The sequence below is a fragment of the Microbacterium sp. PAMC21962 genome (assembly GCF_019443465.1).
In the GTDB taxonomy this organism is placed as follows: Bacteria; Actinomycetota; Actinomycetes; order Actinomycetales; family Microbacteriaceae; genus Microbacterium; species Microbacterium hominis.
Window position 1 is genome coordinate 1,122,238 of sequence record NZ_CP080381.1, and the last position, 25,237, is coordinate 1,147,474.

Sequence of the window (25,237 nt, forward strand, 5' to 3'; positions counted from 1 at the left end):
CGACCGCTCCCCCACCCTTTCCGACAGGAGTCGAAGATGACTGGCCCCACCATCGCCGCGCCGCCCCCGACGCGTGCGCCCGAAGACCGCGCCGCCGCTCGGCGCCGCAGACGCGCCGAGGCCTGGGCGGAAGCCGCCGGTGCCGGCTGGAAGGTGTGGCTGGTCAAGATCGTCTGCCTCGGCATCATCGACGCGATGGCGGTCTACGCGATCCTGGTGCTGCTGACCAAGGACAGCCTCCTCGTCGCCGCCGTCGTCGCCCTCGGCATCCTCGCGATCAACGTCGTGTACCTGAAGCCGGGCCTGCTTCCCGCGAAGTACCTGACCCCCGGGCTCGTCTTCCTCTTCGTCTTCCAGATCTTCGTCGTCCTGTACTGCATCTACATCGCCTTCACCAACTACGGCTCGGGCCACGTGTCCAGCAAGGACGATGCGGTCAACGCGCTCCTCATCCAGAACCAGCAGCGCGTCGAGGACTCCGCCGCCTACCCCGTGTCGGTACTCGAGAAGGACGGCGCCCTCTTCTTCCTGGTCACCACGCCGGACGGACAGGCCGAGATCGGCGGCGCCGACCGGCCTCTCGCCGCGGCGCCGGATGCCGAGTTCTCCGGCGACCGCGCCGTCTCGCTGCCCGGCTACACGACGCTGGACTTCGCCCGTCTCGTCGCCGACCAGCAGGCCGTGTCCGCGATGGCCGTCCCCTTCTCGGACGATCCGAACGACGGCACTCTGCAGACCCGCGACGGCTCGACGGCCTACCAGTACGTCTCGACGCTCGTGTGGGACGCGGATGCCGGCACGATGACGAACACCGACACCGGTGTCGTCTACACCGACAACGGCAACGGCTCGTTCGCGTCCGCCGACGGGCAGACCCTCGCCACCGGCTGGCAGGTCTGGGTCGGCGGCGACAACTTCGTACGGGCGTTCACGACCGAGTCCATCCGGGGCCCGTTCCTCGCGGTGCTCGTCTGGACGTTCGTGTTCGCGATCCTGTCGGTGGCGACCACGTTCGCCCTCGGCCTGTTCCTGGCGATCGTGTTCAACGATCCGCGGATGAAGAGCAAGAAGTACTACCGGGTCATCATGATCCTGCCCTACGCCTTCCCCGCCTTCCTGTCCGCCCTGGTCTGGCAGGGCATGTTCAACCAGGACTTCGGCTTCATCAACCAGACGATCCTGGGCGGGGCGTCGATCCCGTGGCTGCAGGACCCTCTGCTGTCCAAGATCTCCATCCTGGTCGTGAACCTCTGGCTCGGCTTCCCCTACATGTTCCTCGTCACCACGGGGGCGATCCAGGCCATCCCCGACGACATCCAGGAGGCCGGCCGCGTCGACGGCGCGGGTGTGTGGCAGATCTTCCGCCACATCAAGTTCCCGCTGCTGCTGGTCTCGGTCGCGCCGCTGTTGATCTCGTCGTTCGCCTTCAATTTCAACAACTTCAACCTGATCTACATGCTGACCGGCGGCGGGCCGCGGTTCGCGGACGCCTCCATCAACGTGGGCGCGAGCGACATCCTCATCTCGATGGTCTACAAGGTGGCCTTCGTCGGCGCGGAGCGCGACTACGGACTGGCCAGCGCGTTCTCGATCATCATCTTCGTGCTGGTGGCGGTCATCTCCTACCTCAGCTTCCGCCAGACCAAGGTTCTCGAGGAGCTGAACTGACATGACCGTCCCGGACACCCTCCCCCGCACCGCCGCGGCACCCGCGGCACCGGCCGCGACGGCCGCGACGCACCCGCGGCGCCCCTTCGGCCGCTGGTTCCGCGAGACCGGCTGGCGCCACCTCGTCGGCATCGTCATGCTCGTGTTCGCGGCGTTCCCGCTCGTCTACGTGCTGTCGGCGTCGCTGAACCCCGGCGGAACGCTGCTGACGGCCAACAGCCTGTTCGCCAAGGTCGACATCGGCAGCTACATCGCCCTCTTCCAGGATCCGCTGCGGCCCTACGGCAACTGGTTCGTGAACTCCGTGTTCATCGGGCTCACGACCTCCTTCTTCACGGTCGTGCTGTGCGCGCTCGCCGCGTATGCGTTCTCGCGGCTGCGGTTCTCGGGGCGCCGGTTCGGCCTGCTCACGCTCCTGCTGGTGCAGATGTTCCCGCAGCTGCTCGCCGTCGTCGCGATCTTCCTGCTGATGAGCGCGATCGGCGACATCTTCCCGGCGCTGGGACTCAACTCCCAGATCGGACTGATCATGGTCTACCTGGGCGGGGCGCTCGGGGTGAACACGTTCCTGATGTACGGGTTCTTCAACACCGTCCCGGCCTCGATCGACGAGGCCGCGAAGATCGACGGGGCGGGGCACGCCCGCATCTTCTTCACGATCATCCTGCGCCTGGTGGCGCCGGTGCTCGCCGTGATCGGGCTGCTCTCGTTCATCGGCACGATGAACGACTTCCTGATCGCCTCGGTCATCCTCGTCGATCCCGACAAGCAGACGCTGGCCGTGGGGCTGTATCAGTTCGTGTCGCAGGAGACCGCGCGCAACTGGAGCGTCTTCGCCGCCGGTGCCGTGCTCGCCGCCATCCTGCCGATGGCGCTCTTCCTGTCGCTGCAGCGCTTCATCGTCGGCGGCCTCACGGCCGGCTCGGTGAAGTAGGGCTCCGCCGCTCGGCGGCGCCACCAGACCACACGCCACCAGTACACAATCAGAGGGCTCTGTCACGGACCTCCGTGCAACCACGTCGCATCCATCGCCGACGTGCGCGTCGGCATCCTTCCGGAGGTTCTCATGATCGATCCCGCACGCCCGCACCACGACGGCTCGCCGTTGCACGTCTCGCACGCCGACCCCGCGCTGGGCGACGAGGTCACCGTCCGCCTGCGCGTCCCCGCGCACTACGGACCGGTCGTCCGCGTCGTCGTGCGCAGCAACCCGGACCACGAGCCGGCCTGGGTCGAGGCCGTGCACGACGGGACCGCCGAGGGATGGGAGTGGTGGTCGGCGCGCATCGTGGTCGCCAACCCCCGCCACGGCTACCGCTTCCACCTCGTCGCGGCGGACGGCCGGGTCGAGGTGCTCAGCCAGACGGGACTGTCCGACATCGACGCCCTCGATGCGCAGGACTTCGCCCTCGTCGCCGGGAACCCGCCGCCCACCTGGATGACCGACACCGTGCTGTACCAGATCTTCCCGGACCGCTTCGCGCGCTCCGCCGCGGCGGACGATCGCCCCGCCCCGCCGTGGGCGCTGCCGGCGGCGTGGGACGAACCGCTGGATCCGACCCACCCCGGTCGCAGCCGCCAGCTCTACGGCGGCGACCTGGACGGTGCCGTCGAGAAGCTCGACCACCTCGTCGACCTCGGCGTCACGGCGCTCTACCACACGCCCGTCTTCCCGGCCGAGTCCAACCACCGCTACGACGCATCCCGTTTCGACCTCGTCGATCCGCTGCTCGGCGGCGACGACGCGTATCGCCGGCTCATCACGGCCGCGCACGGCCGCGGCATCCGCGTGATCGGCGACCTGACGACCAACCACTCCGGAGTGGCGCACGAGTGGTTCCGCGCCGCCTACGGGTCTCCGGAGGCCCCCGAAGCCGCGTTCTACTACTTCCGCGACGAGGCCCACACCGTCTACGAGACCTGGCTGGATGCCGCGACGCTGCCCAAGTTCGACTGGAGCTCGGCGGAGCTGCGCCGCCGCTTCATCGAAGGCCCCGAGTCGGTCGTCGCCCGCTGGCTGACGGCCCCCTACGGCATCGACGGGTGGCGCATCGATGTCGCCAACATGACGGGCCGTCTCGGCGCCGAGGACCGCAACGCGCAGGTACGCCAGACACTGCGACGCACCATGGTCGAGGTCGCGCACGACACCCTGCTGCTCGCGGAGTCCACCAACGACGCGGCCAGCGACCTGCAGGGCGACGCCTGGCACGGCGGGATGACGTATCCGGCGTTCACGCGGGGCGTCTGGGCCTGGCTGGCCGAACCGCGCTCCCTCCCGCACCGCGGGTTCGACGGACGCGTCACCGACGAGATGTGGTTCTTCGGTCTGCCGACGGGGATGCCGCACTACACCGCGGAGCAGTTCGTCCGACAGCTGCAGCGCTTCACGAGCCAGATCCCGTGGCGCGTGCAGCTGGGCACCATGAACGCGCTCGACACCCACGACACGGCCCGTTTCGCGACGTACGCGACGGAGGAGTCGATCGTGCCGGCGGTGGGGCTGTCGATGACCCTCCCCGGCATTCCGGTCGTCTACGCGGGCGACGAGTTCGGCCTCGAGGCGGTCGACGGCGAGATGAGCCGGACGCCGATCCCCTGGGACCGGGCCGACGAGCCCGCGATCGCCGCCCGCATCGCGCTCTACCGCGAGCTCATCGGGCTGCGCCGAGGCCACCGCGCACTCTCGACCGGCGGCCTGCGCTGGCTGCACGCCGACGCCGGCTCCGTCGCCTTCGTGCGCGAGAGCGCCGAAGAGGCGGTGCTCGTGGTCGCCGCCTCCACCGACCTCGACGTGATCCTGCCCAGCGGCGCGCTCATCGGCGCCGACGCGGCACGGCCGCTGTACGGCGCGGTCCGCCTCGACGCCGACCCGAGCGGCGCGGTGCGGCTGCGCGGCACGGGCGCGTCGTTCGCCGCGTGGGCGCTTCCCGGCGTCGACGCGCCCGCCGCCCGCGCGACGTCCGCCGAATCCACGCCGGAGGCGTTCGCCCAGCTCGGCGGACCGGAGCTCTGACCGGGTTCCCCGGTCATCGGGCGGCGAGCACCGCCTGGTAGAGGTCGCGGCTCGACAGCCCCGTCGCGGCCGCGACCTCGGCCGCCGCATCCTTCAGCCGCACACCGTCGGCCACGAGCGCCTGCACGTGTGCGACGGCGTCCGCGGCGGACACCTCCCGGGCGGGCGCGCCGCCCACCACGAGGACGATCTCGCCGCGGACGCCGCCGGACGCCCACGCCGCCAGCGCCCCGACGCCGTCGCGCACGACCTCCTCGTGGAGCTTCGTGAGCTCACGGCACAGCGCCGCGGGGCGTTCGGCGCCGAACGCGGCGGCCATGGCCTCCAGCGTCTCCGCGACCCGTGAGGGCGCCTCGAAGAAGACCATCGTGCGCGGCTCCGCGGCGAGCAGACCCAGTGCACGCGCCCGCTCCCCCGCCTTGCGCGGAAGGAAACCCTCGAAGGTGAACCGGTCGGTCGGCAGCCCTGCCACGGCGAGCGCGGTCACCACCGCGCTCGGACCGGGCAGCGCGGTCACGGTCACGCCTTGCGCGACCGCCTCCGCGACCAGGCCGAATCCGGGGTCGCTGACGGTGGGCATGCCGGCGTCGCTGAGGACGAGCAGGTCCTCGTCGCGGGCACGGGCGACGAGCTCGGCCGCGCGCTGCTTCTCGTTGTGGTCGTGGAGCGCCACGAGGCGGGGCCGATTGGCGATGCCGAGCGCCTGCAGCAGCCGCACCGTCGTGCGGGTGTCCTCCGCCGCGATCACCGTCGCCTGCTCCAGGGCCGCGACCAGCCGCGGCGAGGCGTCGCCCAGGTTGCCGATGGGAGTCGCGCCGAGGATGATCACCGCTTCAGCTTAGGCTTGTGGCCGTGTCGACCACCGCCGAGTCGCTTCCGCCGCTGCTGCCGCCCGCGCGCACGTCCGCCTACGACCGCTGGCGCGAGCGCGTCGCCGCCGAGCCCCGCCTCCAGCGGCTGTACGCCTGGCTGGCGCCGCTGCTGGTCACGCTGCTCGCCGGCATCCTGCGCTTCGGGAACCTGGGGCATCCGCACGCCCTCGTCTTCGACGAGACGTACTACGTGAAAGACGCGTGGAGTCAGTGGAACCTGGGCTACGCCGCGACCTGGCCGGACGGCGCCGACGCACGCTTCGCGGCGGGCGAGACCGGCATCTTCACGACGGATCCGAGCTTCGTCGTGCACCCGCCGCTGGGCAAGTACCTCATCGGCATCGGGATGTGGCTGTTCGGCCCGGACAGCTCGTTCGGGTGGCGGTTCATGACCGCTCTGTTCGGCACGGCGTTGGTGCTGCTGCTGTTCCTGGTCGCCAAGACCCTCACCGGCTCGACCGTGTTCGCAACCGTGACGTCGTTCCTGCTGGCGATCGACGGTCTGGGGATCGTGATGAGCCGGGTGGCCCTGCTCGACGTGTTCCTCGCGTTCTTCGTGCTCCTCGCCTTCTGGTTCGCGCTCCTCGACCGCCGCCGCCATCTCGATCGCCTCGCCGCCGCGACGGTCGCGCTCCGGTCCGACGACGCCCCGCCGGCGTGGGGCGCCGTGCTGTGGAACCGCCCGTGGATCATCGCGGCCGGCGCCGCGGCGGGAGCGGCGACGGCCGTCAAATGGTCGGGCGTGTGGGTGCTCGCCGGGATCGGGATCTACCTCGTCGTCACCGACGCCCTCGAACGCCGCCGGCTCGGGGTGACCTTCTGGCCGATGGATGCCGTGCGGCAGGGGCTCGTCTCGTTCGTGCTGCTGGTGCCCGCCGCGGCCGTCGTCTACCTGGGCTCATGGAGCGGATGGCTGCTCAGCGACGGCGGTTACGACCGCAACGCCGCCGAGATCAGCCCCGCCACGGGACTGTTCTCCTGGGTGCCGCTGCCCATCCAGAGCCTGTGGACCTATCACCAGACGATCTACGGATCGATGGTCGGGATGACATCTCCCCACAGCTATTCCAGCGCCGCCTGGGCGTGGCCGTTCCTGTGGCGGCCCACCTCGATGTACGCCTTCTCCAGCGCCGACGGGCAGAACGGGTGCACCGGCGACAACGGCTGTCTGCAGATCCTCTACAGCATGCCGAACCCGCTGCTGTGGTACGCCTCGGTGATCGCGGCCCTCTACCTCGTCTACCGTTTCGCGGTCGATCGCAACTGGCGCCACGCGGTCGTGCTCGTGGGCATCGCGGCCACGTGGGTGCCGTGGCTGCTGTACCCCGAGCGGACCGTGTTCCAGTTCTACACGATCGCGATCTGGCCGTTCCTGCTGCTGGCGCTCGCGTTCGCGCTCCGCGAGATCGCCGGTGCGGCCCATGCCGAACCCGCGCGCCGCACGGCCGGACAGCGCGTGGTGATCGTGTTCCTCGTCGTCGCCGTCGTCCTGTCGGCGTTCTGGTATCCGCTCTGGTCGGCGATGCAGGTGCCGTACGACTTCTACCGGCTGCACAACTGGATGCAGGGCTGGGTCTGACCCCGCGCGCGAGCTCCACCGGGGCGACGGGATGCCGCCCCGGCGAAGCCGGGCGTCAGTTGACCTCGTCCGGGTGGGCCGAGACGCGACCGCCGCGCTCGAGCGCCGTGATGGCCGCCGCCTCGTCCGCGGTCAGCGCGAAATCGAACAGGTCGAGGTTCTCGCGGATGCGCTCGGGGTTGTTCGACTTCGGGAAGATGATGTGGCCCTGCTCGATGTGCCAGCGCAGCACGACCTGGGCGGGCGTCTTGCCGTGGGCCGCGGCCGCGGCGGCGACGGGCTCCTCGTCGAACAGCGGGTACTTGCCCTGACCGAGCGGGCCCCACGCCTCGATGAGGATGCCGTGCTCCTTCGCGAACGACGTGACATCGCGCTGCTGGTAGGCCGGGTGCAGCTCGATCTGGTCGACGGCGGGGGTGACGCCCGTCGCCGCGATGATCTCGGACAGGTGCGCGGGCAGGTGGTTCGAGACGCCGATGCTGCGCGCCTTGCCGGCGTCGCGGATCTGCACCATCTTCTCCCACGCGTTGACGTAGGCGCCGTTGGCCGGCGCCGGCCAGTGCACGAGGTACAGGTCGACGGCCTCGAGGCCGAGCTTCTCGAGGCTCTCGTCGATCGCGGCGAGCGGCTCGTCGCCCCGCTGGCGGTCGTTCCACAGCTTGGTGGTCACGAACAGTTCGTCCCGCGACAGACCGCTCGCGGCGATGGCACGGCCCACGCCCTCCTCGTTGCCGTAGATGGCGGCCGTGTCGATGTGGCGGTAGCCCGCCTCGAGCGCGTCGGAGACGATCCTCTCGGTCTGCGCCGGGTCGACCTTGAAGACGCCGAAGCCGAGCTGGGGGATGGTGTGACCGTCGTTGAGTGTCAGGAGGGGAATCGTCATGTCCTCCAGCGTAGGTGCGCCCGATCGCCCTGCGGGCGGATGCCGCGGCATCCGGGGCATGGGTTGTTCTCCCCATCGCGACGCGTCGAGGGCTCCCCTAGGTTGTCAGGAGGGAGGCGGACAGATGAGCGATCTGAAGATCGATGTGAGCGAGGTCCTGTCGAGCGCGTCGCGCGCCGAGAGGATCGCGGGCGACTTCTCGACGGCCGAGCGCATCGCCGACGAGACGGCGGGCTACACGGGTCACGACGGGCTGGCCGGCAAGGTCCGCGACTTCGGCGGCAAGTGGGACATCGCGCGCGGGAAGCTGGAGGACAACCTCACGTTCATCGCGGACTACCTGCGCGCGGTCGTCGACACCTTCGAGGACCTCGACACCGACCTGGCCGCCGCGGTGCAGCAGAGCCGGTCGGGCGACGCCGCGGCCGCCGCCGACGTGCGCGACGCGGCCTCCGCGACCCCCACGCCCGCGCCCGCGCCCGCCCCCGTCCCGACGCCGACACCGGGCCCGGCACCGACGCCCCCGACGGACGGAGACCGCTGATGACCCTTCCCGGCAACCCCGACGCGCTGGCCGAGCGCGCGGCGACCTACGTCTCGTCCGCCAGCCGCATCGAACGCGCCGCCGACGACCTCCGGGCGCTCGCGTATGCGAGCACCGCCCGCTCGCTGGACGCGATCCGCGAGCGCAGCGGCCAGGTGGCCGGAGACCTGAGCGCCGCCCACGGCCGTTACGCGGGCACGGCGCATGCGCTGGTCGAGTATGCGGCGGCGCTTCGCGACGCCCACCGCAAAGCCGACGAGGCCGACGCGAGCGAGGCGTACGCCGAGCGCCACGCCGGCAGCGCGGGCACGCAGGTCTCCGCGCTCGACCGGCACGTGCGCAGCCTGGAGCAGTCGGCCGCGCCCGCCGCGAACATCGAGACCGCGGAGCGTCAGCTCGCCGACGCGCGCGCCGCGGCCCGACGGTACGACGACGCCGCCTCGGCGGCCCGCGAGGCCCACGAACAGGCGCGACGCGACATGGAGGAGGCAGCGCAGCGCGCGATGGCGCTGATCGACAGCGCCATCGACGCGACCAACGAGGGGTGGCTCGATCGCGTCGGCAACTTCTTCGAGGGTCTCGGCTCGTTCTTCGCCGATCTGGCGAAGTGGGTCGGCGACTTCCTTCAGGATCTGTGGGACGAGCTCCAGCGACTCGTCTCGACCGTGCTCGCCCTGGTGGGGACCGTCCTGATCCTCGCGCTGGTCTATGCGCTGCTCTCGCTCATCCCCGTGATCGGTCCGCTCATCGCGGCCCTGGTGGTCGGACTGCTCGCGGGGTTCCTCCTCTCGAGCATCCTCTCGGACGTCCTCAAGCCCACCCCGCAGGTGAGCGAGTACGACCGCACCCGGCGGGAGAAGCGCGATTCGCAGGGCGAGCCCACCGATCTCGCGCACGCCATCAAGGATGCCGGTTACGTCGACTCCCTCGGCCACTACACCGCCGACAGCGCCGACGAGACCGTCATCAAGGTCACGAAGGTGGTCGACGCCGACGGGGTCGTGCGGTGGCGTGTCGCACTGCCGAGCACGCAGGAGTGGCTCTCGCGGTTCAACGGCGACCAGGGCGCGGTCAACGACCTCGACAGCAACCTCGCCCTCATGCTCACGCCCTCCCTGCGCTCGCAGTACGAGCGCGCGGTCCTGCAGGCGATGCAGCAGGCCGGGGTCGGGCCGGACGACCCGGTGATGCTCGTCGGCTTCAGCCAGGGCGGGATCATGGCGGGCCACCTCGCGGCCTACAACTCCGACTACAACTGGGATGCGGTCGTGGTCGCCGGCGCACCGATCGACAGCATGCCCATCCCGTCCTCGACGACCGTGGTCTCGGTGCAGCACGACGGCGACCCGGTGCCGCGCCTCGACTCGGTGATCTCCCTCGGCACCGGCGGATACGCCCAGCAGCGGCCGAACTGGACGACGATCAACACGCCGTCGCCTCTGGCGGCTCAGGGCGTCGGCGGCATCCACAACGCCTCCGCCTACAACTCGACGCTGCAGAGCCAGATCGATCGGGTGCCGCCCGCCACGCAGGACGACCTCAACGCGTACTTCATCGGCGACGGCAGCACGTACGGTTATGACACGACCTACTACTCCTGGCAGGAGAAATGATGCCCGGAACGACTCGACTCGCCGTCGCCGCGGCCGCCGCGGTCCTCGCGGTGGCGGCGCTCACCGCATGCACCGGCGGAGGCGGCGCGCCCGCCGCGTCCAGCGCAGCACAGGAAGGAACCGACGTGGATCTGCAGAGCGTCTACGCCGCCGTCTCGGCGGCCGATCCGGGGGTCGAGGATCCGCTGGGCACCGTGAGCACCTCCGGCATGGCGAAGACCCTGTCGGTGAGCGTGCTGGTGCCCGCCGACGAGCCGGTCACCGCCGAGCGCCTCGTGGCGATCTTCGTCGCGATCCGCGACACCACGCCCGCGAGCATCGAGACGGTCACCGTGATCGCCCGCGATGCCGCGGACGAGGAGAAGATCGTCGATCTGTCCGCGGCGGTCGCGGGACTCCCCGACGATGTGACGGCGCTGCACGACGGCGGCGTCACGCTCAGTCGCGTCGACCTCGAGAAGCTGTGAGCGACGACGCCGTCCCGGAGCTCGTGTTCCGCCTCGTCGGCACCTGGTGGCCCGTGGCGCTGGACAGCGACGAGGAGGCGCGCGCCTCGGCGACCGACGTCGCCCGTGGCACGCTCGGCACCGCCGATCAGCACGCGACGGCCCGCCGTCGGATGCGCGACGACCTCGTGGAGGCGGCGCGGGCCGCGCGCGAGGCGCACGGACGACTGCTGCTGCTGCAGACGGAGCTCGGTCCCGGCGAGCCGATGTCGGCCATGCTGACGCTGTTCGACGACGATCGCCTCCGCATGAGCCCGTCGATCGGCACGAACCCGCAGCACGTGCTGGCGGTGCTCGAAGAGGCCCTGCCCACCATCGCGCCCGACATGGCCGCGACCGCCGTGCGACGCCCGTTCTCCGACGGAGAGGTCGTGCGCGCGCATCGCGTGGACGAGTCGGTCGAGTTCGAGGACGGTGCCCCGTTCACCCAGCGGCGGCTCGTCGCCCAGTACTGGTATCCCGTGCCGGACTCGAAGAAGCTGAGCCTCGTCGTGCTGTCGACCCCGCTCGGCGACATCCCGAACGCGCTCCTCGCCTACTTCGACGCGATCGTCGAGGTCTCGGGGTTTCGCCCGGCATCCGCGCCCGTCGTGGACCACGCGGGCACCGTGGCGCGCTGACGCGCAATACGATGGAGGGCTATGCCTCCCGTCGTCCCCGTGATCTCCTACCCCCCGGAGCTGCCCGTCAGCGCCGCGCGGGAGGAGATCTCGCGCGCCATCGCGACGCATCAGGTGGTCATCGTCGCCGGCGCGACCGGCTCGGGCAAGACGACGCAGCTGCCGAAGATCTGCCTGGAGCTCGGCCGCACCCGCATCGCCCACACCCAGCCGCGCCGCATCGCCGCACGCACGATCGCGGAACGCATCGCGCACGAGCTGCAGGTGCCCCTCGGCGGCGCCGTCGGCTACAAGGTGCGCTTCACCGATCACGTCTCCGATGAGACGCAGGTCGCTCTGGTCACCGACGGCATCCTGCTCAACGAGATCCACCGCGACCGGTTGCTGCGCCGCTACGACACGATCATCATCGACGAGGCGCACGAGCGGTCGTTGAACATCGACTTCCTCCTGGGCTACCTCGCCCGGATCCTCCCGGAGCGTCCCGACCTCAAGGTCGTGATCACGTCGGCGACGATCGACCCGGAGAGCTTCGCACGGCACTTCGCGGATGCCGAGGGCACCCCCGCGCCGATCGTCGAGGTCTCCGGCCGCACGTACCCGGTCGAGATCCGCTACCGTCCGCACGTCCCCGAGGCCCCGGTCGCCGACCGCGGCCCCCGCGCCACCCCGGCCGTTGAGCGAGGCCCGAACGCCACCCCGGCCGCCGAGCGAGGCCCGAAGGGCACCCCGGTCGCCGACCGAGGCCCGAACGCCGCCCCGGTCGTTGAGCGAGGCCCGAAGGGCCGAGTCGAAACGCCCGCCGACGGCGACGACGTCGACGCGCTGCTCGCCGCGCTGCGGGAGCTCGATCGCGAGGCCGACGGCGACGTGCTCGTCTTCCTGCCCGGGGAAGCCGAGATCCGCGACGCGATGGATGCCGTGCGCGGCATGTACGCCAGAGACACCCGCCCGACCGAGGTCCTCCCCCTCTACGGCCGTCTGTCGGCGGCGGAGCAGCACCGCGTCTTCGAGCCGTCCGGCGTCGCCGGGGTGCGGCGCCGGGTCATCCTCGCCACCAACGTCGCCGAGACGAGCCTCACCGTCCCCGGCATCCGCTACGTCATCGACGCGGGCACCGCGCGCATCTCGCGCTACAGCGTCCGCTCCAAGATCCAGCGCCTGCCGATCGAGGCCATCTCGCAGGCCTCGGCACAGCAGCGCTCCGGCCGTGCGGGACGCACGTCGCACGGCATCGCGATCCGGCTGTACGGCGAGGACGACTTCCGCTCGCGGCCGGAGTACACCGAGCCCGAGATCCTCCGCACGTCGCTCGCGTCGGTCATCCTGCAGATGCTCTCCCTCGGATTCGGCGACATCGAGGACTTCCCGTTCCTGACCAAGCCCGACAGCCGCGGGGTGAAGGCCGCGTTCGACCTGCTCACCGAACTGCGCGCCGTCACGCCGTCGCGGCGGCTGACGTCGCTCGGACGCGAGATCGCACGCCTCCCGATCGATCCGCGGTTCGCGCGCATGTTGATCGAGGCGCGGCGCCTGCAGGTGCTGCCCGACGTCCTGGCCATCGTGGCCGGGCTGTCCATCCAGGACGTGCGCGAGCGGCCGTCGGCGGAGGACGGCGCCGGACGCGAGCAGGCCGATCGGCTCCACTCGCGGTTCACCGACCCGACCAGTGATTTCCTCACCCTGCTCAACCTCTGGAACCACCTGCAGCAACAGCAGCGTGAGCTCGGGTCGAGCGCGTTCCGGCGGCTGTGCCGCAGTGAGTTCCTGAACTACGTCCGCGTGCGCGAGTGGGTCGACGTGCACCGACAGCTGCGTCAGCTGATGGGCACGTCCTCGCGCACCGCCGCGGGCGACTCACCGCGCACCGACGGGAGCGCCGCCGATCCCGCCCTGGTCCACCGCGCCATCCTCGCGGGGCTGCTCTCCCACATCGGCATCCTCGACACCCGCTCCGTCGCGGGAAAGGCCAGCGGCCGGCCCGCCGACAAGCGCAAGCCGATCCCGGTGTTCCGCGGCGCACGCGGGAGCGCGTTCGCGATCTTCCCCGGTTCGGCGCTGCGCAAGGCCACCCCCGACGCCGTCATGGCCGCCGAGCTCGTCGAGACGTCGCGTCTGTTCGCGCGCACCGTGGCGGCGATCGATCCGGCGTGGGCCGAGGAGCTCGCCGGCGATCTCGCCCACCGCCAGCTGAGCGATCCGCACTGGTCGAAGGATGCCGGGGCCGCCGTCGCCGCGGAGAAGGTCACGCTCTTCGGCGTCGAGATCATCCCCCGCCGGCGCGTGCAGCTGGCGAGGATCGACCGGCCGCTGGCACGCGAGCTGTTCGTGCGGCACGCGCTCGTCGACGGCGACTGGAACAGCCAGCACCTCGACAAGCGGCTGACGGCCTTCGAACGGCGCAACCTCGACCTGCGTCGCCGCCTCGAGAAGGTGGAGGAGCGCGAGCGCCGCCGCGACATCCTGGTCGGAGACGAGGCCGTCTTCGCCTTCTACGACTCCCGCCTGCCGTCCGACGTGTTCGATGTGCGCTCGTTCGAGTCGTGGTGGCGCGACGCCTCGGCGCGCACCCCGCGGCTGCTCGACATGACCGAGGCCGACCTGCAGGGCGACGCGTCGCGTTCCGATGAGCGCGCGTTCCCGGGCCGGTGGCATCAGGGCGATCAGGTGCTCTCCCTCGCGTACCGCTTCGAGCCGGGCGATCCCGAGGACGGCGTGAGCGTGGTCGTCCCGCTTCCGCTGCTGGCGGGGCTCCGACCGGACGGCTTCGACTGGCAGGTCCCGGGGCTGCGCGCGGAACTGACCACCGCGCTGCTGAAGGCGCTGCCCAAGGCGATCCGCCGCCACGTGGTGCCGGCCGCCGACTGGGCGGCCCGCCTCGGCGAGGAGCTCAGCGACGCCGGGCCCGAGCATCACGACGGGCTTCCGCCGCAGACGCTGCGCGCCGCCCTCGCGAGCCGCATCCAGCGCATCGCGAACCAGCCGGTGACGGTCGCCGATTTCGACCTCGACCGTGTGCCCTCCCACCTGCTCGTGACGTTCCGCGCCGTCGACCACCGCGGCCGCTCGGTCGGCACCTCGCGCGATCTGGGCGAGCTGCAGGATCGCCTCGCGGGCCGTGCCCGTGAGCAGGTGGCGCGCACCCTCGCGCGCGAGACGCCGCCCGCGGCCCGCGTCGCACGGGCGGCGGCCGGCGCGCCGCCGGCCGCCGCGGCCCCCGCTCTCGCGGAGCGCACCGGCATCCTCACGTGGGACCTCGGCACGCTGCCGGAGGTGGTCGACACCAAGGTCGCCGGCGGCGTCGTACGCGGCTACCCCGCTCTCGTCGACGAGAAGGATGCCGTCGCCCTGCGCATCGAGGCGACGCCGGAACGGGCCGAACGCCTCACCCATGCCGGCGTGCGCCGGTTGCTGCTGCTGGCCGTCTCCTCCCCCAGCGCCTACGTGCTCGATCACCTCACCGCGGCCGAGAAGCTCTCGCTGGCCGCGTCCCCGTACCCGTCGGCCAAGGCTCTCATCGAGGATGCGCGCGTCGCGGTCGCCGACGCCGTGCGGGACCGCGTGGCCCCCGGCGGCGTACGCACGCCGGAGCAGTTCGCGGCCGTCCGCGACGCGTTCTCGGCCGCCGTGGTCGACGAGCTCTTCCAGGCGGTTTCGCTCACGGCGCGCATCCTCACGCTCCAGCGCGACGTCGACAGGGCGATCAAGGGCCAGAACTCGATGACGCTGCTCACCGCGCTGGGCGACGTGAAGGGGCAGCTGGCGGGACTGATCTTCCCGGGGTTCGTGTCGCGGTCCGGTCTCGACCGCCTCCGGCACCTGCCGCGTTACCTGCAGGGCGCGCTCGAACGCGTCCGGACCCTCGCCGACAACCCCGGCCGCGACCGGCAGCGGCTGACCGAGTTCGAGCGCGCCGCCGCGCTCTACGCCGACGCGGGGGGCACGCTGCCCCTGCCCGCCGACGCGACGCCGGCGCTGGTGCACGCGCGGTGGCTGCTGGAGGAGTACCGGGTGAGCCTGTTCGCGCAGGCGCTCGGCACCGCCGAGCCGGTCTCGCTCCCCCGCATCACCAAGGCGCTCAGCGCCTGATCCGGCCGCCCCGACGCGGAATACGGGCGGGGCGGGGCCGTTGCATCCCGCATGAGCACCGCGATCGTGTACACCGAGTTCGGAGGACCCGAGGTCCTCACCGTCGCCGACGTCGAGGTGCCCGCCCCCGGGCCCGGCGAGGTCACCGTCCGCATCGAGGCGGTCGGTGTCAATCCCATCGACCACAAGCTGCGCTCGGGCCTGCGCGCATCCGACCCGATCGTCGAGCCGCGCCGCCTGGGCTCGGATGCCGCCGGCATCGTCACGGCGGTCGGATCCGAGGTCGAGGGCTTCCGGGTCGGCGACCCCGTGGTCGTCTTCGGCGCCGCCGGCACCTACGCGAGCGCGCTGACGACCTCCGCCGCGCACGTCTCACCGCGTCCCCCGCAGGTGTCGGCCGCCGAGGGGGCCGCCCTCGGCATCCCCGTCGGGACGGCGTACCAGACGCTCCGCTCGCTCGCGGTGGGCGCCGATGACACCGTGCTCATCCACGGCGGCTCGGGAGCCGTCGGGCAGGCCGCCATCCAGCACGCGGTGCTCTCGGGCGCGACGGTGCTCGCGACCACGAGCGACCGTCGGGCCGACCGGGTGCGGGCGCTCGGCGCGCATCCCCTGCCCTACGGCGCCGCCGTGGTGGACGACGTGCGCCGGATGGCGCCGCAGGGCGTCACGGTCGCCATCGACCTCGCCGGCACCGACGACGCACTGCAGCAGTCACGCGAGCTCGTCGCCGACCATCGCCGCATCGCGACGCTCGTGCGCGGGAAGGATGCCGCAGCTCTCGGCATCCGGGCCTTCAGCGGCGGCAGCCCCGTGCCCTTGACGGCGCAGGAGCAGGCGTGGCGGGCCGAGGCCGTCCCGGTCACGGTCGCCCTCCTCACGGCCGGACGATTCCGCATCGAGCTCGGACCGCGGCTGCCGCTGGCCGAGGCCGCGGAGGCGCACCGGCTCGTCGCCGCCGGCGCCGACGGCAAGATCGTGCTGGTCCCCTGACCCTCCCGGCTCAGCTGGCCGCGATGAGGGCCCGGTAGAAGCGGATGCCGGCCAGCCACGACGCGACCCGGATGCGCTCGTTGTGCGAGTGCAGGGCGTCGCGTTCGGCGCGCGTGAGGTGGAACGGCGTGAAGCGGTAGACGTGCGCGCTGATGGCGGTGAACCACCGGCTGTCGCTCGCACCGAGCTGGATGTAGGGCGTCGTGACGACCTCCTCGCCCAGCGTCTCGCGGACGGCCGTGGCGATGCGCCGCCACGGCCGTCCGCGCCACGGCGAGACCGGCGACGGATCGGACCCGTGGCGCACCTCCACCTCGACATGCGGGTCGGCGACGACGCGGCGGATCCGCGCCGTCGCGGAGGCGACCGTGTCGCCCGTGAGCAGGCGGACGTTGACCGCGGCGCGCGCGGTCGTCGCGAGGACGTTCTCGCCGGGGGCGCCCGACAGCTCGGTGGCGACGGCGGTGGTGCGCACCATCGCGTTCATCTCCGGCCCGAGCCGGGGGAACACCCGCGCCACCACCGGCGCCAGCAGGCCCAGATTGGCGAACACCGTCCGCAGCGGCTGAGCGGCGTGCGGGGCGAGGGTGGCGAAGAGCGCCCGCACCGGCGGCGCGATGCGCGCGGGGAACGGATGCCGGTGGATGCGGTCGATCGCCCGGGCCAGGCGCGCCGTCGCCGGGAAGGCCGGCGGCGTCGACGCGTGCCCGCCGCCCTCCCGGGCGGTGAGACGGAGCGTCATGACGCCTCGCTCGGCGACACCCACCATCGCGGTGGGCACCGAGATCCCCGGCACGACGCCCTCCACCACGGCGCCGCCCTCGTCCAAGACGAGACCGGGCTCCACGCCGCGCTCGCGCAGCAGCGCGACGATCGCCCGGGCGCCCCCGCCGGCGGTCTCCTCGTTGTGCCCGAAGGCGAGATAGACGTCGTGCTGGGGTGAGAAGCCGTCGGCGACGAGCGCCTCGACCGCTTCGAGGATGGCGACGAGCGCGCCCTTGTCGTCGATCGCTCCGCGCGCGTGGATGGCCGCATCCGCGCCCTCGCCGGCGATCTCCGCGGCGAACGGCGGGAGATCCCACTCCTGCTCGACCACGGGCACGACATCCAGATGCGCCATCAGCACGAGCGGGTCCGCCCCGCCGCGGGCGCCCGGCCAGCGGTAGAGCAGCGAATGCCCGTCGACGACCTCGCGCTCCAGCACGGCATGCAGCGCCGGATACAGGCGCACAACCGCGTCGAGCAGCCGGTCGAAGGGCTCCCAGTCGATGAGGCCCTCGTCGGCATGCGAGACGGTCGGAATCTGCAGCAGCTCACGGAACCGGGCGATCGAGGCGGCGTTGTCGGCACTCACGGCTCGAGCCTACGCGGCCGCCGATAGGCTCGAGGCATGACCGACATCGCTCCCGGCAGCCCCGGCGCCGCCTCCCCGATCCCCGGCGCCCCCGTCCGCTGGGGCATCCTGGCGACGGGCGGCATCGCCCACGCCTTCACGAAGGATCTCCGGACCGCGGGGCTGACGGTCACCGCGGTCGGTTCGCGTCGCGCCGAGTCCGCGGAGGCGTTCGCGCAGGAGCACGGCATCCCCCGCGCCCATGGCTCGTACGAGGAGCTGGTCGCCGACCCCGAGGTCGACATCGTCTACGTCGCCTCGCCGCACAGTCATCATCGCGAGCACGCCGTCCTCGCTCTCGAGGCCGGAAAGCACGTCCTCATCGAGAAGGCGGTGACGCTCGACGCCGACGAGGCCGTCGCGATCCGCGACATCGCGGCCGGCCGCGGACTGCTCGCGATGGAGGCGATGTGGACGCGGTACCTGCCGCACATGGTGCGCATCCGCGAGCTCATCGCCGACGGGACGATCGGCGAGGTGCGCACGGTCGTGGCCGACCACACCCAGTCGCTCCCGCTCGATCCCGGCCACCGCCTGAACGCCCTCGAGCTCGGCGGCGGTGCCCTGCTGGACCTCGGCATCTACCCGGTCTCCTTCGCATGGGACGTGCTCGGACCGATGACCGAGGTGCGCGCGGTCGGTCGGCTCGGCGAGACGGGCGCCGACACCGAGGTCGCGATCGCCGCCGTCCACGAAGGAGGCGCGGTGTCGTCGCTCGTCACGAGCTCGCGCGCCGCCGGACCGAACGCGGCGCACGTCATCGGCACGGCCGCCCGCATCGACATCGACCGCGTGTGGTACGAGCCCACCTCCTTCCGCGTGACCGCGACCGACGGCACGGTCATCGAGGAGTACCGCTCCACCGTCGACGGGCGCGGCATGCAGTTCCAGGCTCTGTACGCCGAGGCGCTGCTGCGCGCGGGACGCACCGACAGCGACCTCCTCCCGTTCGACGAGTCGATCGCGATCATGGCCGCCCTCGACGGCGTGCGAGCCCAGCTCGGCGTGACCTACCCGAAGGGGCACTGACATGGCCGAGCTGCAGGGCAACCGCGTCGCGGTGTATCTCGACTTCGACAACATCGTGATGAGCTGGTACGACCGCGTGCACGGGCGCAACTCCTACGCGGCCGACCGGCAGAAGATCATCGCCGACCCCGACGCGCCCGAGATCGCCCAGCGCCTCAAGGACGCGACGATCGACGTCGGCGCGATCATCGACTACGCGGCATCCTTCGGCACCCTGGTGCTCACGCGGGCCTACGCCGACTGGTCGTCGCCGGTGAACGCGCTGTACCGCTCGCAGCTCGTCGCGCGCGCCGTCGACCTCGTCCAGCTGTTCCCGGCCGCCGCGTACGCGAAGAACGGCGCCGACATCCGCCTGGCCGTCGACACGGTCGAGGACATGTTCCGCCTGCCCGACCTCACCCACGTCGTCATCGTGGCGGGAGACAGCGACTACGTGCCGCTCGCGCAGCGCTGTAAGCGTCTCGGCCGGGTCGTCGTCGGAGTCGGCGTCGCCGGGTCGACCGCGAAGTCGCTCGCCGCGGCATGCGACCAGTTCGACGCCTACGACTCGTTGCCCGGCGTCGTTCCGCCGGCGGCGGCCGCCACCGCACAGAAGAAGACGGATTCCGCGGCCACGACGTCTTCCCGCCGCCGCAAGAAGGCGGAGGACCCGACGGCCGAGCTCCTGGGCCGCGCCCTGCGGCTGGAGCAGGAGCGCACCGACGACGAATGGGTGCATCTGTCGGCCGTGAAGAACCTCCTCAAGCGGATGGACCCCTCGTTCAGCGAGAAGGCTCTCGGCCACCGGTCGTTCTCCGACTTCGTCAAGGCGCACCCGACCGTCGCGGACATCGACGAGACCACCAACATCGTCCGCGTGCGCCCGCACACGACCGACGCGGCCGACGAGGGCTGACCCCCGCCGGCCGCGCCGGACGGACGAGCGGTCAGCCGGCGAAGGGGATCGCCCCGACCAGGACGCCGACCGCGAGCATCGCGAGCGAGACGAGCGTCGCTCGCCACAGCACCTTCTTGTGGTGGTCGCCGAGGTTGACGTTCGCGAGGGACACGAGCAGCAGGATCGCCGGCACGAGCGGGCTCTGCAGGTGCACCGGCTGGCCGGTGATCGAGGCCCGCGCCATCTCGACGGGCGCGATCCCGAAGTGCGACGCGCTCTCGGCGAGCACCGGCAGGATGCCGAAGTAGAAGGCGTCGTTCGACATGAAGAACGTGAACGGGATCGACAGCACTCCCGTGATCACGGCGAGGAACGGGCCCAGCTCGGCGGGGATGACCGAGGTGATCCACGAGGCCATCGCGGTCACCATGCCCGTGCCGTTGAGCACGCCCACGAGCACGCCCGCGGCGAGCACCATCGACACCACGCCGACGATCGACGGGGCGTGGGCGACGATCTCGTCGGCCTGGCTCTTCAGCTTCGGGAAGTTCACGATCAGCGCGATCGCCGCTCCCACCATGAAGACGAACGCCAGCGGGAACAGGTCCAGGATCAGCAGCACCATCACCGCGACCGTCAGCGCGAGGTTGAACCAGATGAGCCGCGGGCGCAGCGTGGGCCGGTTCGGATCGAGCATCGTGTCGGCCATGGCGGTGTCGGCGGCATCCACGAGGGCGGTCGCCGCGACGGCCTCGCGGGCGCCGCGCACGGTGACGATGTTGCCGGTGCGCAGCGTCGCCGCGGCTCCCGGCTTGGGCTCGGCCCCGCGGAACAGGCGCGGCGCGCCGAAGATGCCGTCGCCGCGGGTCGCCTCGATCCGCGTGGTGTCGACCACGCCGGCGAGGCGCCGGCGCTCGCTCAGGCCGAGGAACCACGCGAAGGCGAGGGAGATCACGAGACCCGTCGCGAGCGAGGGCAGCATCGGCACGAAGATGTCGGTGGGCTCCAGCGAGAGAGCGGATGCCGCGCGCACCGTCGGCCCGCCCCACGGCACGATGTTCAGGGTGCCGTTCATCAGCCCCGCCACGCAGGTGAGCACGACCGGGCTCATCCCCAGCCGGAGATAGATCGGCAGCATCGCGGAGGTGGTGATGATGAAGGTCGTCGATCCGTCGCCGTCCAGCGACACGGCCCCGGCGAGCAGCGCCGTGCCGAGCACGACCTTCGCGGGGTCGTCCCCCAGCACCCGCGTGATGACGCGGATCAGGGGGTCGAACAGCCCGACGTCGATCATGATGCCGAAGTACATGATCGCGAACATCAGCAGCGCCGCCGTGGGCGCCATCGATTTGATCGCGTCGATGATCATGTCGCCGAGCCCGAGACCGGCACCGGCGAACAGGCCGAAGATCGTCGGCACCACGATGAGCGCGACCATCGGCGTCAGGCGGCGCGTCATGATCAGCGCCATGAAGGTCAGCACCATCGTGAACCCGAGCACGACGAGCACACCGTCCGAGGGCGTGAACGCCAGATCGTAGCCGTCGTCGGCGGCGGCCGCGACGAGACCGAGGGGAACAGGGGGCATCTCGACTCCTTCGTCAGCGGCCGACGTTCGTCGTCGACCGGATGCCGCGAATCTAGGGACCGCGGCGCGGCGGCGCGCGCTATCTCTCATTCCCGCGACTTCTGCGCGAAGCGCGAGTTCAGCGCATTATGCTCACCAGATGAGATTCGCGACGCGCGCGGCGCTGCTGCTGCTGGCGACGGTGGTCGCCGTCGTCGCGGTGTGCGTCGTGGTCTTCGTGATCCTCGGCGTCCAGCTGCTGCGCGCGGAGGCGGAGACCTCCGCGCTCAACATCGCCCGTACGATCGCCGTCGATCCGCAGGTGCGCGCCGAGGTCGCCGCGATCAGCGCCGATCCGGGCACGCCCGACGGTGCCGAGCTCCGCGACGGAGAGCTGCAGCGCCTGGCCGACGCCGTGACGGCGCGCACCGGGACGCTGTTCGTCGTCATCGCCGACGACCACGGCATCCGTCTCGCCCACCCCGACCCCGACCAGCTGGGCCGGCCGGTCAGCACGGACTACCGTCAGGTGCTCGCCGGCAACGAGGTCGTGACGTGGGAGGAGGGGACCCTCGGCGTCTCGGCGCGCGCGAAGGTGCCGATCCTCCCGCCCGACGGCGAGGGCACCGCCCCCGTCGGCGAAGTGAGCGTCGGATTCGAGCCCTCGAGCGTGTTCGACGACCTCCCGGCGCTGCTGGGCGGCATCGCCGCCGCGGCCGGCGCGGGGATCCTGGTGGCCGCGCTCGCCGGACTGGTGCTGCGACGGCGGTGGGAACGCGTGACGCTGGGCTTGCAGCCGGAGGAACTGGTCGCCCTGGTGCAGAACCAGGCCGCGGTGCTCGACGGCGTGGGCGACGGCGTCGTCGCGCTCGACGGGGAGGGGACGGTGCGCCTGTGCAACGAGACCGCCCGCCGGCTCCTCGATCTCGACGCCCCCGAGGGGCGCACGCTGGAGGAGCTCGGGGTCGCACCGGCCATCCTCGTCGCCGTGCGCGAAGGGACCGCGGGCGACGGGATCGTGGTGGGCGATCGGGTGCTCTATGTCGACGCCCAGCCGGTCCGTCGCGAGGGGCGCGACCTCGGGGCCGTCCTGATCGTGCGCGACCGCACCGACATCGTGGCCCTCACGGAGCGGCTCGACACCGTGCGCGCGATGACCGGCGCGCTGCGCGTCCAGCGACACGAGTTCGCCAACCGCCTGCACGTCGCGGCCGGCCTGCTCGACGCGGGGCGCGACCGCGAGGCGCGCGAGTTCCTGGGCGATCAGCTGCAGCGCGGCCCGGTGGACTATCCGGTCGAGAACCTCGATCTGATCGGCGATGCCCTCCTGCATGCGCTCATCGGCGCCCACGCGCTCGAAGCCGGCGAGCGCGGCGTCCGCGTGTCGATCGATCCCGACTCCCTGCTGCTGTCGCCGCTGCGCGACGTCGAGGACGTCGCCGCCGTGCTCGGCAATCTCGTCGACAACGCCGTGCGGGCGGCGGTCGCCGGTACCGAGCCGCGGGAGGTGCGGATCGGCTGCTTCGGCGACGGCCCGGACCTCGTCCTCACGGTCGCCGACTCGGGCGCGGGCGTCCCCGACGACGCCGACCTCTTCCGTCGCTCCGCACGGTCCGCCTCCGATCTCGACCGCGTGCACGGGCTCGGCGTCGGCCTTCCGCTGTCGCGGGAGCTCGCCCGGCGCCGCGGCGGCGAGGTCTGGCTGATCGATCCCGGCGGACGCGGCCCCGCGGGCTCGGGCACGGGGGCCGTGTTCGGCGCGCGTCTCGTGGACGTGCTGGACGCCGGCACCGCCGAGGACCCCGCCTCCGGAAAGGACTCCGCCCGATGAGCTCACCCGTCCGCGTCCTCGTGGTCGACGACGACTTCCGGGTCGCCGGCCTGCACCGCGACATCGTCGCGGAGCGTCCCGGCTACACCGCGCTGGAGCCGGTGCGCACCCTCGCCGCGGCGAGCGCCGTCGTGCGGGCCGACCGGCCCGACCTCATGCTCGTCGACGCGTACCTCCCGGACGGCGACGGCATCGGCTTCGTGCAGGCCTGCGGCGTCGACGCCGTCGTCCTGTCCGCGGCAGCGGACGCCGCGACGGTCCGCCGCGCGCTGCGCGCGGGGGCGCTGGGCTACCTCGTCAAGCCGTTCGAGCGCCGCGCGCTGACCGACCTGCTGGATCGCTATCTGCGCTTCCGGAACCTGCTCGACGAGTCGCGCACCGTCTCGCAGGAGGAGATCGACCGCGCGCTGGCGCTCCTGCGCGCCGGCGGCGAGACCCCGTCGGTGTCGCGGTCGGCGACCGAGCAGGTGATCCTCGAGGCGCTCGGCGACGACGAGTCGTCGGCGTCGGAGATCGCCGACCGTGCCGGCGTCTCGCGCGCCACCGCGCAGCGGCATCTGTCGGCGATGGCGGCCCGCGGAGTCGTGGACGTGCGTCTGCGCTACGGCACCACCGGTCGCCCGGAGCACCGCTACCTGCGCGTGCGTGCGTGAGCGCACAGGAGCTGTGCAGCACTGAACCTTGTACCTGAATCACTTTTCAGGTAGCGTCCACGTCGCGGCATCCCCCCGCCGCACCGCGCTCTACAAGGAGGTATCAGCGCATGGCTTCAGCCACCCCGCCAGACACCACGCAGCCGCCGTCCGGGCTCCGCCGGGTCGTCAGCGCCTCGATGGCCGGCACGATCGTCGAGTGGTACGAGTTCTTCCTCTACGCCACGGCCGCGACGCTCGTGTTCAACCTGATCATGTTCCCCCCGTCGGACGATCCGTACGCGGGCATCATCGCCGCCTTCGTCACGTACGCCGTCGGGTTCGTCGCGCGCCCTCTCGGCGGCATCGTCTTCGGCCACTTCGGCGACAAGTACGGACGCAAGAAGCTGCTGCAGCTCGCGATCATCCTCGTCGGCGTCGCCACCTTCCTGATGGGGTGCCTGCCCACCTTCCAGCAGGTCGGGTACTGGGCTCCGGCGCTGCTCGTGCTGCTGCGCTTCGCCCAGGGCTTCGCCGTCGGCGGAGAGTGGGGCGGCGGTGTGCTCCTGGTGGCCGAGCACTCCCCCGACAAGACCCGCGGCTTCTGGGCCTCGTTCCCGCAGGCGGCCGTCCCCATCGGCAACCTCGTCGCCACGATCGTCCTGCTCGTGCTCAGCCGCACGCTCTCCCCCGAGGCCTTCCTGGCGTGGGGCTGGCGCGTGGGCTTCTGGCTCTCGGTGGTCATCGTCGCGATCGGCTACTACATCCGCACGAAGATCACCGACGCGCCGATCTTCCTCGAGGCGCAGAAGGAGGTCGAGGAGCAGAAGCACGTGCGCTACGGCGTCTTCGTGGTGCTGCGCCGCTACCCGCGCGGCGTGCTGACCGCGATGGGCCTGCGCTTCGCCGAGAACATCATGTACTACCTCGTCGTGACGTTCTCCATCACCTACCTGAAGATCGCACTCGGCGTCGACACGGCCGAGATCCTCGGGATGCTCGTGATCGCCCACATCGTGCACATGATCGTGATCCCCCTCGTGGGCGGCCTCGCCGACCGGATCGGCCGCAAGCCCGTCTACGCGATCGGCACCGTCGGCGCCGCCGCCTGGGGCTTCATCGCCTTCCCCATGTTCAACACGACGCAGCCGCTCATCATCATCCTGGCGATCTGCCTGGGCCTGGTCATCCACTCGTTCATGTACGCCCCGCAGCCGGCGATCATGTCGGAGATGTTCCCGACCCGCATGCGCTACTCGGGCGTCTCGCTCGGGTACCAGGTCACCTCGATCGTCGCCGGCTCGCTCGCCCCGATCATCGCGACCGCACTCCTGTCGGCCTACGGCACCTACATCCCGGTCGCGCTGTACCTCGCCGTCGCCGCCGCCATCACGCTCGTCGCGGTGGTCTCGATGCGCGAGACGAAGGGCAGCTCGCTCCACGAGCTCGACCGCGTCGACCGCGAGCGCCTGGTGGCCGAGACCGGCACGGTCCGCGTTCAGACCGGCCGCTGACCGCGGACGGC

19 protein-coding genes are annotated in these 25,237 nt (G+C 71.7%); 15 read left to right on the forward strand and 4 right to left on the reverse strand.

Features of this window, described 5'->3' with window-relative positions; genetic code table 11:
- The first annotated feature begins 36 nt into the window (after positions 1 to 36).
- From KY498_RS05530 to KY498_RS05540, 3 genes are all read left to right on the forward strand, one after another.
- Positions 37 to 1,668 (forward strand): ABC transporter permease subunit, encoded by a 1,632-nt coding sequence (locus tag KY498_RS05530; RefSeq protein ID WP_191008315.1) that lies wholly within the window; start codon positions 37 to 39, stop codon positions 1,666 to 1,668.
- A gap of 1 nt (position 1,669) precedes the next feature.
- Positions 1,670 to 2,602: a sugar ABC transporter permease gene (locus tag KY498_RS05535; protein ID WP_060959322.1), complete on the forward strand. Its 933-nt coding sequence runs from the start codon at positions 1,670 to 1,672 to the stop codon at positions 2,600 to 2,602.
- A 132-nt stretch (positions 2,603 to 2,734) separates the two neighbouring features.
- Complete coding sequence (locus tag KY498_RS05540; RefSeq protein WP_191008314.1) at positions 2,735 to 4,684, forward strand: glycoside hydrolase family 13 protein; 1,950 nt, start codon at positions 2,735 to 2,737, stop codon at positions 4,682 to 4,684.
- A 13-nt stretch (positions 4,685 to 4,697) separates the two neighbouring features.
- On the opposite strand, the gene rsmI is transcribed toward KY498_RS05540, so the two are convergent.
- Positions 4,698 to 5,513 (reverse strand): 16S rRNA (cytidine(1402)-2'-O)-methyltransferase, encoded by an 816-nt coding sequence (gene rsmI / locus KY498_RS05545; protein WP_191008313.1) that lies wholly within the window; start codon positions 5,511 to 5,513, stop codon positions 4,698 to 4,700.
- 23 nt (positions 5,514 to 5,536) lie between these two features.
- On the opposite strand from rsmI, the gene KY498_RS05550 reads away from it, so the two are divergent.
- The gene (locus KY498_RS05550) at positions 5,537 to 7,135 is read left to right on the forward strand and encodes a dolichyl-phosphate-mannose--protein mannosyltransferase (protein WP_191008312.1); all 1,599 of its coding nucleotides are present in this window, start codon (positions 5,537 to 5,539) and stop codon (positions 7,133 to 7,135) included.
- A 55-nt stretch (positions 7,136 to 7,190) separates the two neighbouring features.
- Here KY498_RS05550 and KY498_RS05555 read toward each other — a convergent pair whose 3' ends face one another.
- Complete coding sequence (locus KY498_RS05555) at positions 7,191 to 8,018, reverse strand: aldo/keto reductase (protein ID WP_101305985.1); 828 nt, start codon at positions 8,016 to 8,018, stop codon at positions 7,191 to 7,193.
- A 124-nt stretch (positions 8,019 to 8,142) separates the two neighbouring features.
- Between KY498_RS05555 and KY498_RS16590 the strand changes: the two genes are divergently transcribed.
- The 6 genes from KY498_RS16590 to KY498_RS05585 are packed head-to-tail and all read left to right on the forward strand — an operon-like array spanning position 8,143 to position 16,383.
- Positions 8,143 to 8,562: a hypothetical protein gene (locus KY498_RS16590; RefSeq protein WP_191008311.1), complete on the forward strand. Its 420-nt coding sequence runs from the start codon at positions 8,143 to 8,145 to the stop codon at positions 8,560 to 8,562.
- Positions 8,562 to 10,175, forward strand: coding sequence for an EI24 domain-containing protein (locus KY498_RS05565; protein ID WP_191008310.1), 1,614 nt, complete (start codon positions 8,562 to 8,564; stop codon positions 10,173 to 10,175). The genes KY498_RS16590 and KY498_RS05565 overlap by 1 nt, the downstream gene beginning before the upstream one ends.
- Positions 10,175 to 10,642 carry a hypothetical protein gene (locus tag KY498_RS05570; RefSeq protein WP_191008309.1) on the forward strand — a complete coding sequence of 156 codons (468 nt, stop codon included), beginning with the start codon at positions 10,175 to 10,177 and terminating at the stop codon, positions 10,640 to 10,642. The genes KY498_RS05565 and KY498_RS05570 overlap by 1 nt, the downstream gene beginning before the upstream one ends.
- The gene (locus tag KY498_RS05575) at positions 10,639 to 11,301 is read left to right on the forward strand and encodes a hypothetical protein (RefSeq protein ID WP_060959317.1); all 663 of its coding nucleotides are present in this window, start codon (positions 10,639 to 10,641) and stop codon (positions 11,299 to 11,301) included. The genes KY498_RS05570 and KY498_RS05575 overlap by 4 nt, the downstream gene beginning before the upstream one ends.
- 21 nt (positions 11,302 to 11,322) lie before the next feature.
- A complete protein-coding gene (gene hrpA / locus KY498_RS05580; protein ID WP_191008308.1) occupies positions 11,323 to 15,390 on the forward strand; it encodes an ATP-dependent RNA helicase HrpA in 4,068 nt (1,355 codons plus the stop codon).
- A gap of 51 nt (positions 15,391 to 15,441) precedes the next feature.
- A complete protein-coding gene (locus KY498_RS05585) occupies positions 15,442 to 16,383 on the forward strand; it encodes an NADP-dependent oxidoreductase (protein ID WP_191008307.1) in 942 nt (313 codons plus the stop codon).
- A gap of 10 nt (positions 16,384 to 16,393) precedes the next feature.
- Here KY498_RS05585 and KY498_RS05590 read toward each other — a convergent pair whose 3' ends face one another.
- Entirely contained in the window at positions 16,394 to 17,737 is a 1,344-nt protein-coding gene (locus tag KY498_RS05590; protein WP_191008306.1) for a M20/M25/M40 family metallo-hydrolase, read from the reverse strand.
- A 36-nt stretch (positions 17,738 to 17,773) separates the two neighbouring features.
- Between KY498_RS05590 and KY498_RS05595 the strand changes: the two genes are divergently transcribed.
- Both KY498_RS05595 and KY498_RS05600 read left to right on the forward strand, forming a co-directional pair.
- Positions 17,774 to 18,805, forward strand: coding sequence for a Gfo/Idh/MocA family protein (locus tag KY498_RS05595; protein ID WP_191008305.1), 1,032 nt, complete (start codon positions 17,774 to 17,776; stop codon positions 18,803 to 18,805).
- 1 nt (position 18,806) lies between these two features.
- Entirely contained in the window at positions 18,807 to 19,700 is an 894-nt protein-coding gene (locus KY498_RS05600; RefSeq protein ID WP_191008304.1) for an NYN domain-containing protein, read from the forward strand.
- 31 nt (positions 19,701 to 19,731) lie between these two features.
- Here KY498_RS05600 and KY498_RS05605 read toward each other — a convergent pair whose 3' ends face one another.
- Positions 19,732 to 21,270, reverse strand: coding sequence for a CitMHS family transporter (locus KY498_RS05605; protein WP_060959416.1), 1,539 nt, complete (start codon positions 21,268 to 21,270; stop codon positions 19,732 to 19,734).
- 139 nt (positions 21,271 to 21,409) lie between these two features.
- On the opposite strand from KY498_RS05605, the gene KY498_RS05610 reads away from it, so the two are divergent.
- The 3 genes from KY498_RS05610 to KY498_RS05620 all read left to right on the forward strand — a co-directional run bounded on the left by KY498_RS05610 (position 21,410) and on the right by KY498_RS05620 (position 25,226).
- Positions 21,410 to 23,080, forward strand: coding sequence for a sensor histidine kinase (locus KY498_RS05610; RefSeq protein ID WP_191008303.1), 1,671 nt, complete (start codon positions 21,410 to 21,412; stop codon positions 23,078 to 23,080).
- Positions 23,077 to 23,733, forward strand: coding sequence for a response regulator (locus KY498_RS05615; protein ID WP_060959414.1), 657 nt, complete (start codon positions 23,077 to 23,079; stop codon positions 23,731 to 23,733). Before KY498_RS05610 ends, KY498_RS05615 begins: the two co-directional genes overlap by 4 nt.
- Positions 23,734 to 23,843: 110 nt before the next feature.
- Positions 23,844 to 25,226, forward strand: coding sequence for an MFS transporter (locus KY498_RS05620; protein WP_191008302.1), 1,383 nt, complete (start codon positions 23,844 to 23,846; stop codon positions 25,224 to 25,226).
- Positions 25,227 to 25,237: the final 11 nt, after the last annotated feature.

What these genes read in the sequence shown, in the direction of transcription:
- KY498_RS05530 (WP_191008315.1), top strand. Translation starts at nt 37, where the DNA reads ATGACTGGCCCCACCATCGCCGCGCCGCCCCCGACGCGTGCGCCCGAA.
- KY498_RS05535 (WP_060959322.1), top strand. Translation starts at nt 1,670, where the DNA reads ATGACCGTCCCGGACACCCTCCCCCGCACCGCCGCGGCACCCGCGGCA.
- KY498_RS05540 (WP_191008314.1), top strand. Translation starts at nt 2,735, where the DNA reads ATGATCGATCCCGCACGCCCGCACCACGACGGCTCGCCGTTGCACGTC.
- KY498_RS05555 (WP_101305985.1), bottom strand. Translation starts at nt 8,018, where the DNA reads ATGACGATTCCCCTCCTGACACTCAACGACGGTCACACCATCCCCCAG.
- KY498_RS16590 (WP_191008311.1), top strand. Translation starts at nt 8,143, where the DNA reads ATGAGCGATCTGAAGATCGATGTGAGCGAGGTCCTGTCGAGCGCGTCG.
- KY498_RS05565 (WP_191008310.1), top strand. Translation starts at nt 8,562, where the DNA reads ATGACCCTTCCCGGCAACCCCGACGCGCTGGCCGAGCGCGCGGCGACC.
- KY498_RS05570 (WP_191008309.1), top strand. Translation starts at nt 10,175, where the DNA reads ATGCCCGGAACGACTCGACTCGCCGTCGCCGCGGCCGCCGCGGTCCTC.
- hrpA (WP_191008308.1), top strand. Translation starts at nt 11,323, where the DNA reads ATGCCTCCCGTCGTCCCCGTGATCTCCTACCCCCCGGAGCTGCCCGTC.
- KY498_RS05585 (WP_191008307.1), top strand. Translation starts at nt 15,442, where the DNA reads ATGAGCACCGCGATCGTGTACACCGAGTTCGGAGGACCCGAGGTCCTC.
- KY498_RS05595 (WP_191008305.1), top strand. Translation starts at nt 17,774, where the DNA reads ATGACCGACATCGCTCCCGGCAGCCCCGGCGCCGCCTCCCCGATCCCC.
- KY498_RS05600 (WP_191008304.1), top strand. Translation starts at nt 18,807, where the DNA reads ATGGCCGAGCTGCAGGGCAACCGCGTCGCGGTGTATCTCGACTTCGAC.
- KY498_RS05605 (WP_060959416.1), bottom strand. Translation starts at nt 21,270, where the DNA reads ATGCCCCCTGTTCCCCTCGGTCTCGTCGCGGCCGCCGCCGACGACGGC.
- KY498_RS05610 (WP_191008303.1), top strand. Translation starts at nt 21,410, where the DNA reads ATGAGATTCGCGACGCGCGCGGCGCTGCTGCTGCTGGCGACGGTGGTC.
- KY498_RS05615 (WP_060959414.1), top strand. Translation starts at nt 23,077, where the DNA reads ATGAGCTCACCCGTCCGCGTCCTCGTGGTCGACGACGACTTCCGGGTC.
- KY498_RS05620 (WP_191008302.1), top strand. Translation starts at nt 23,844, where the DNA reads ATGGCTTCAGCCACCCCGCCAGACACCACGCAGCCGCCGTCCGGGCTC.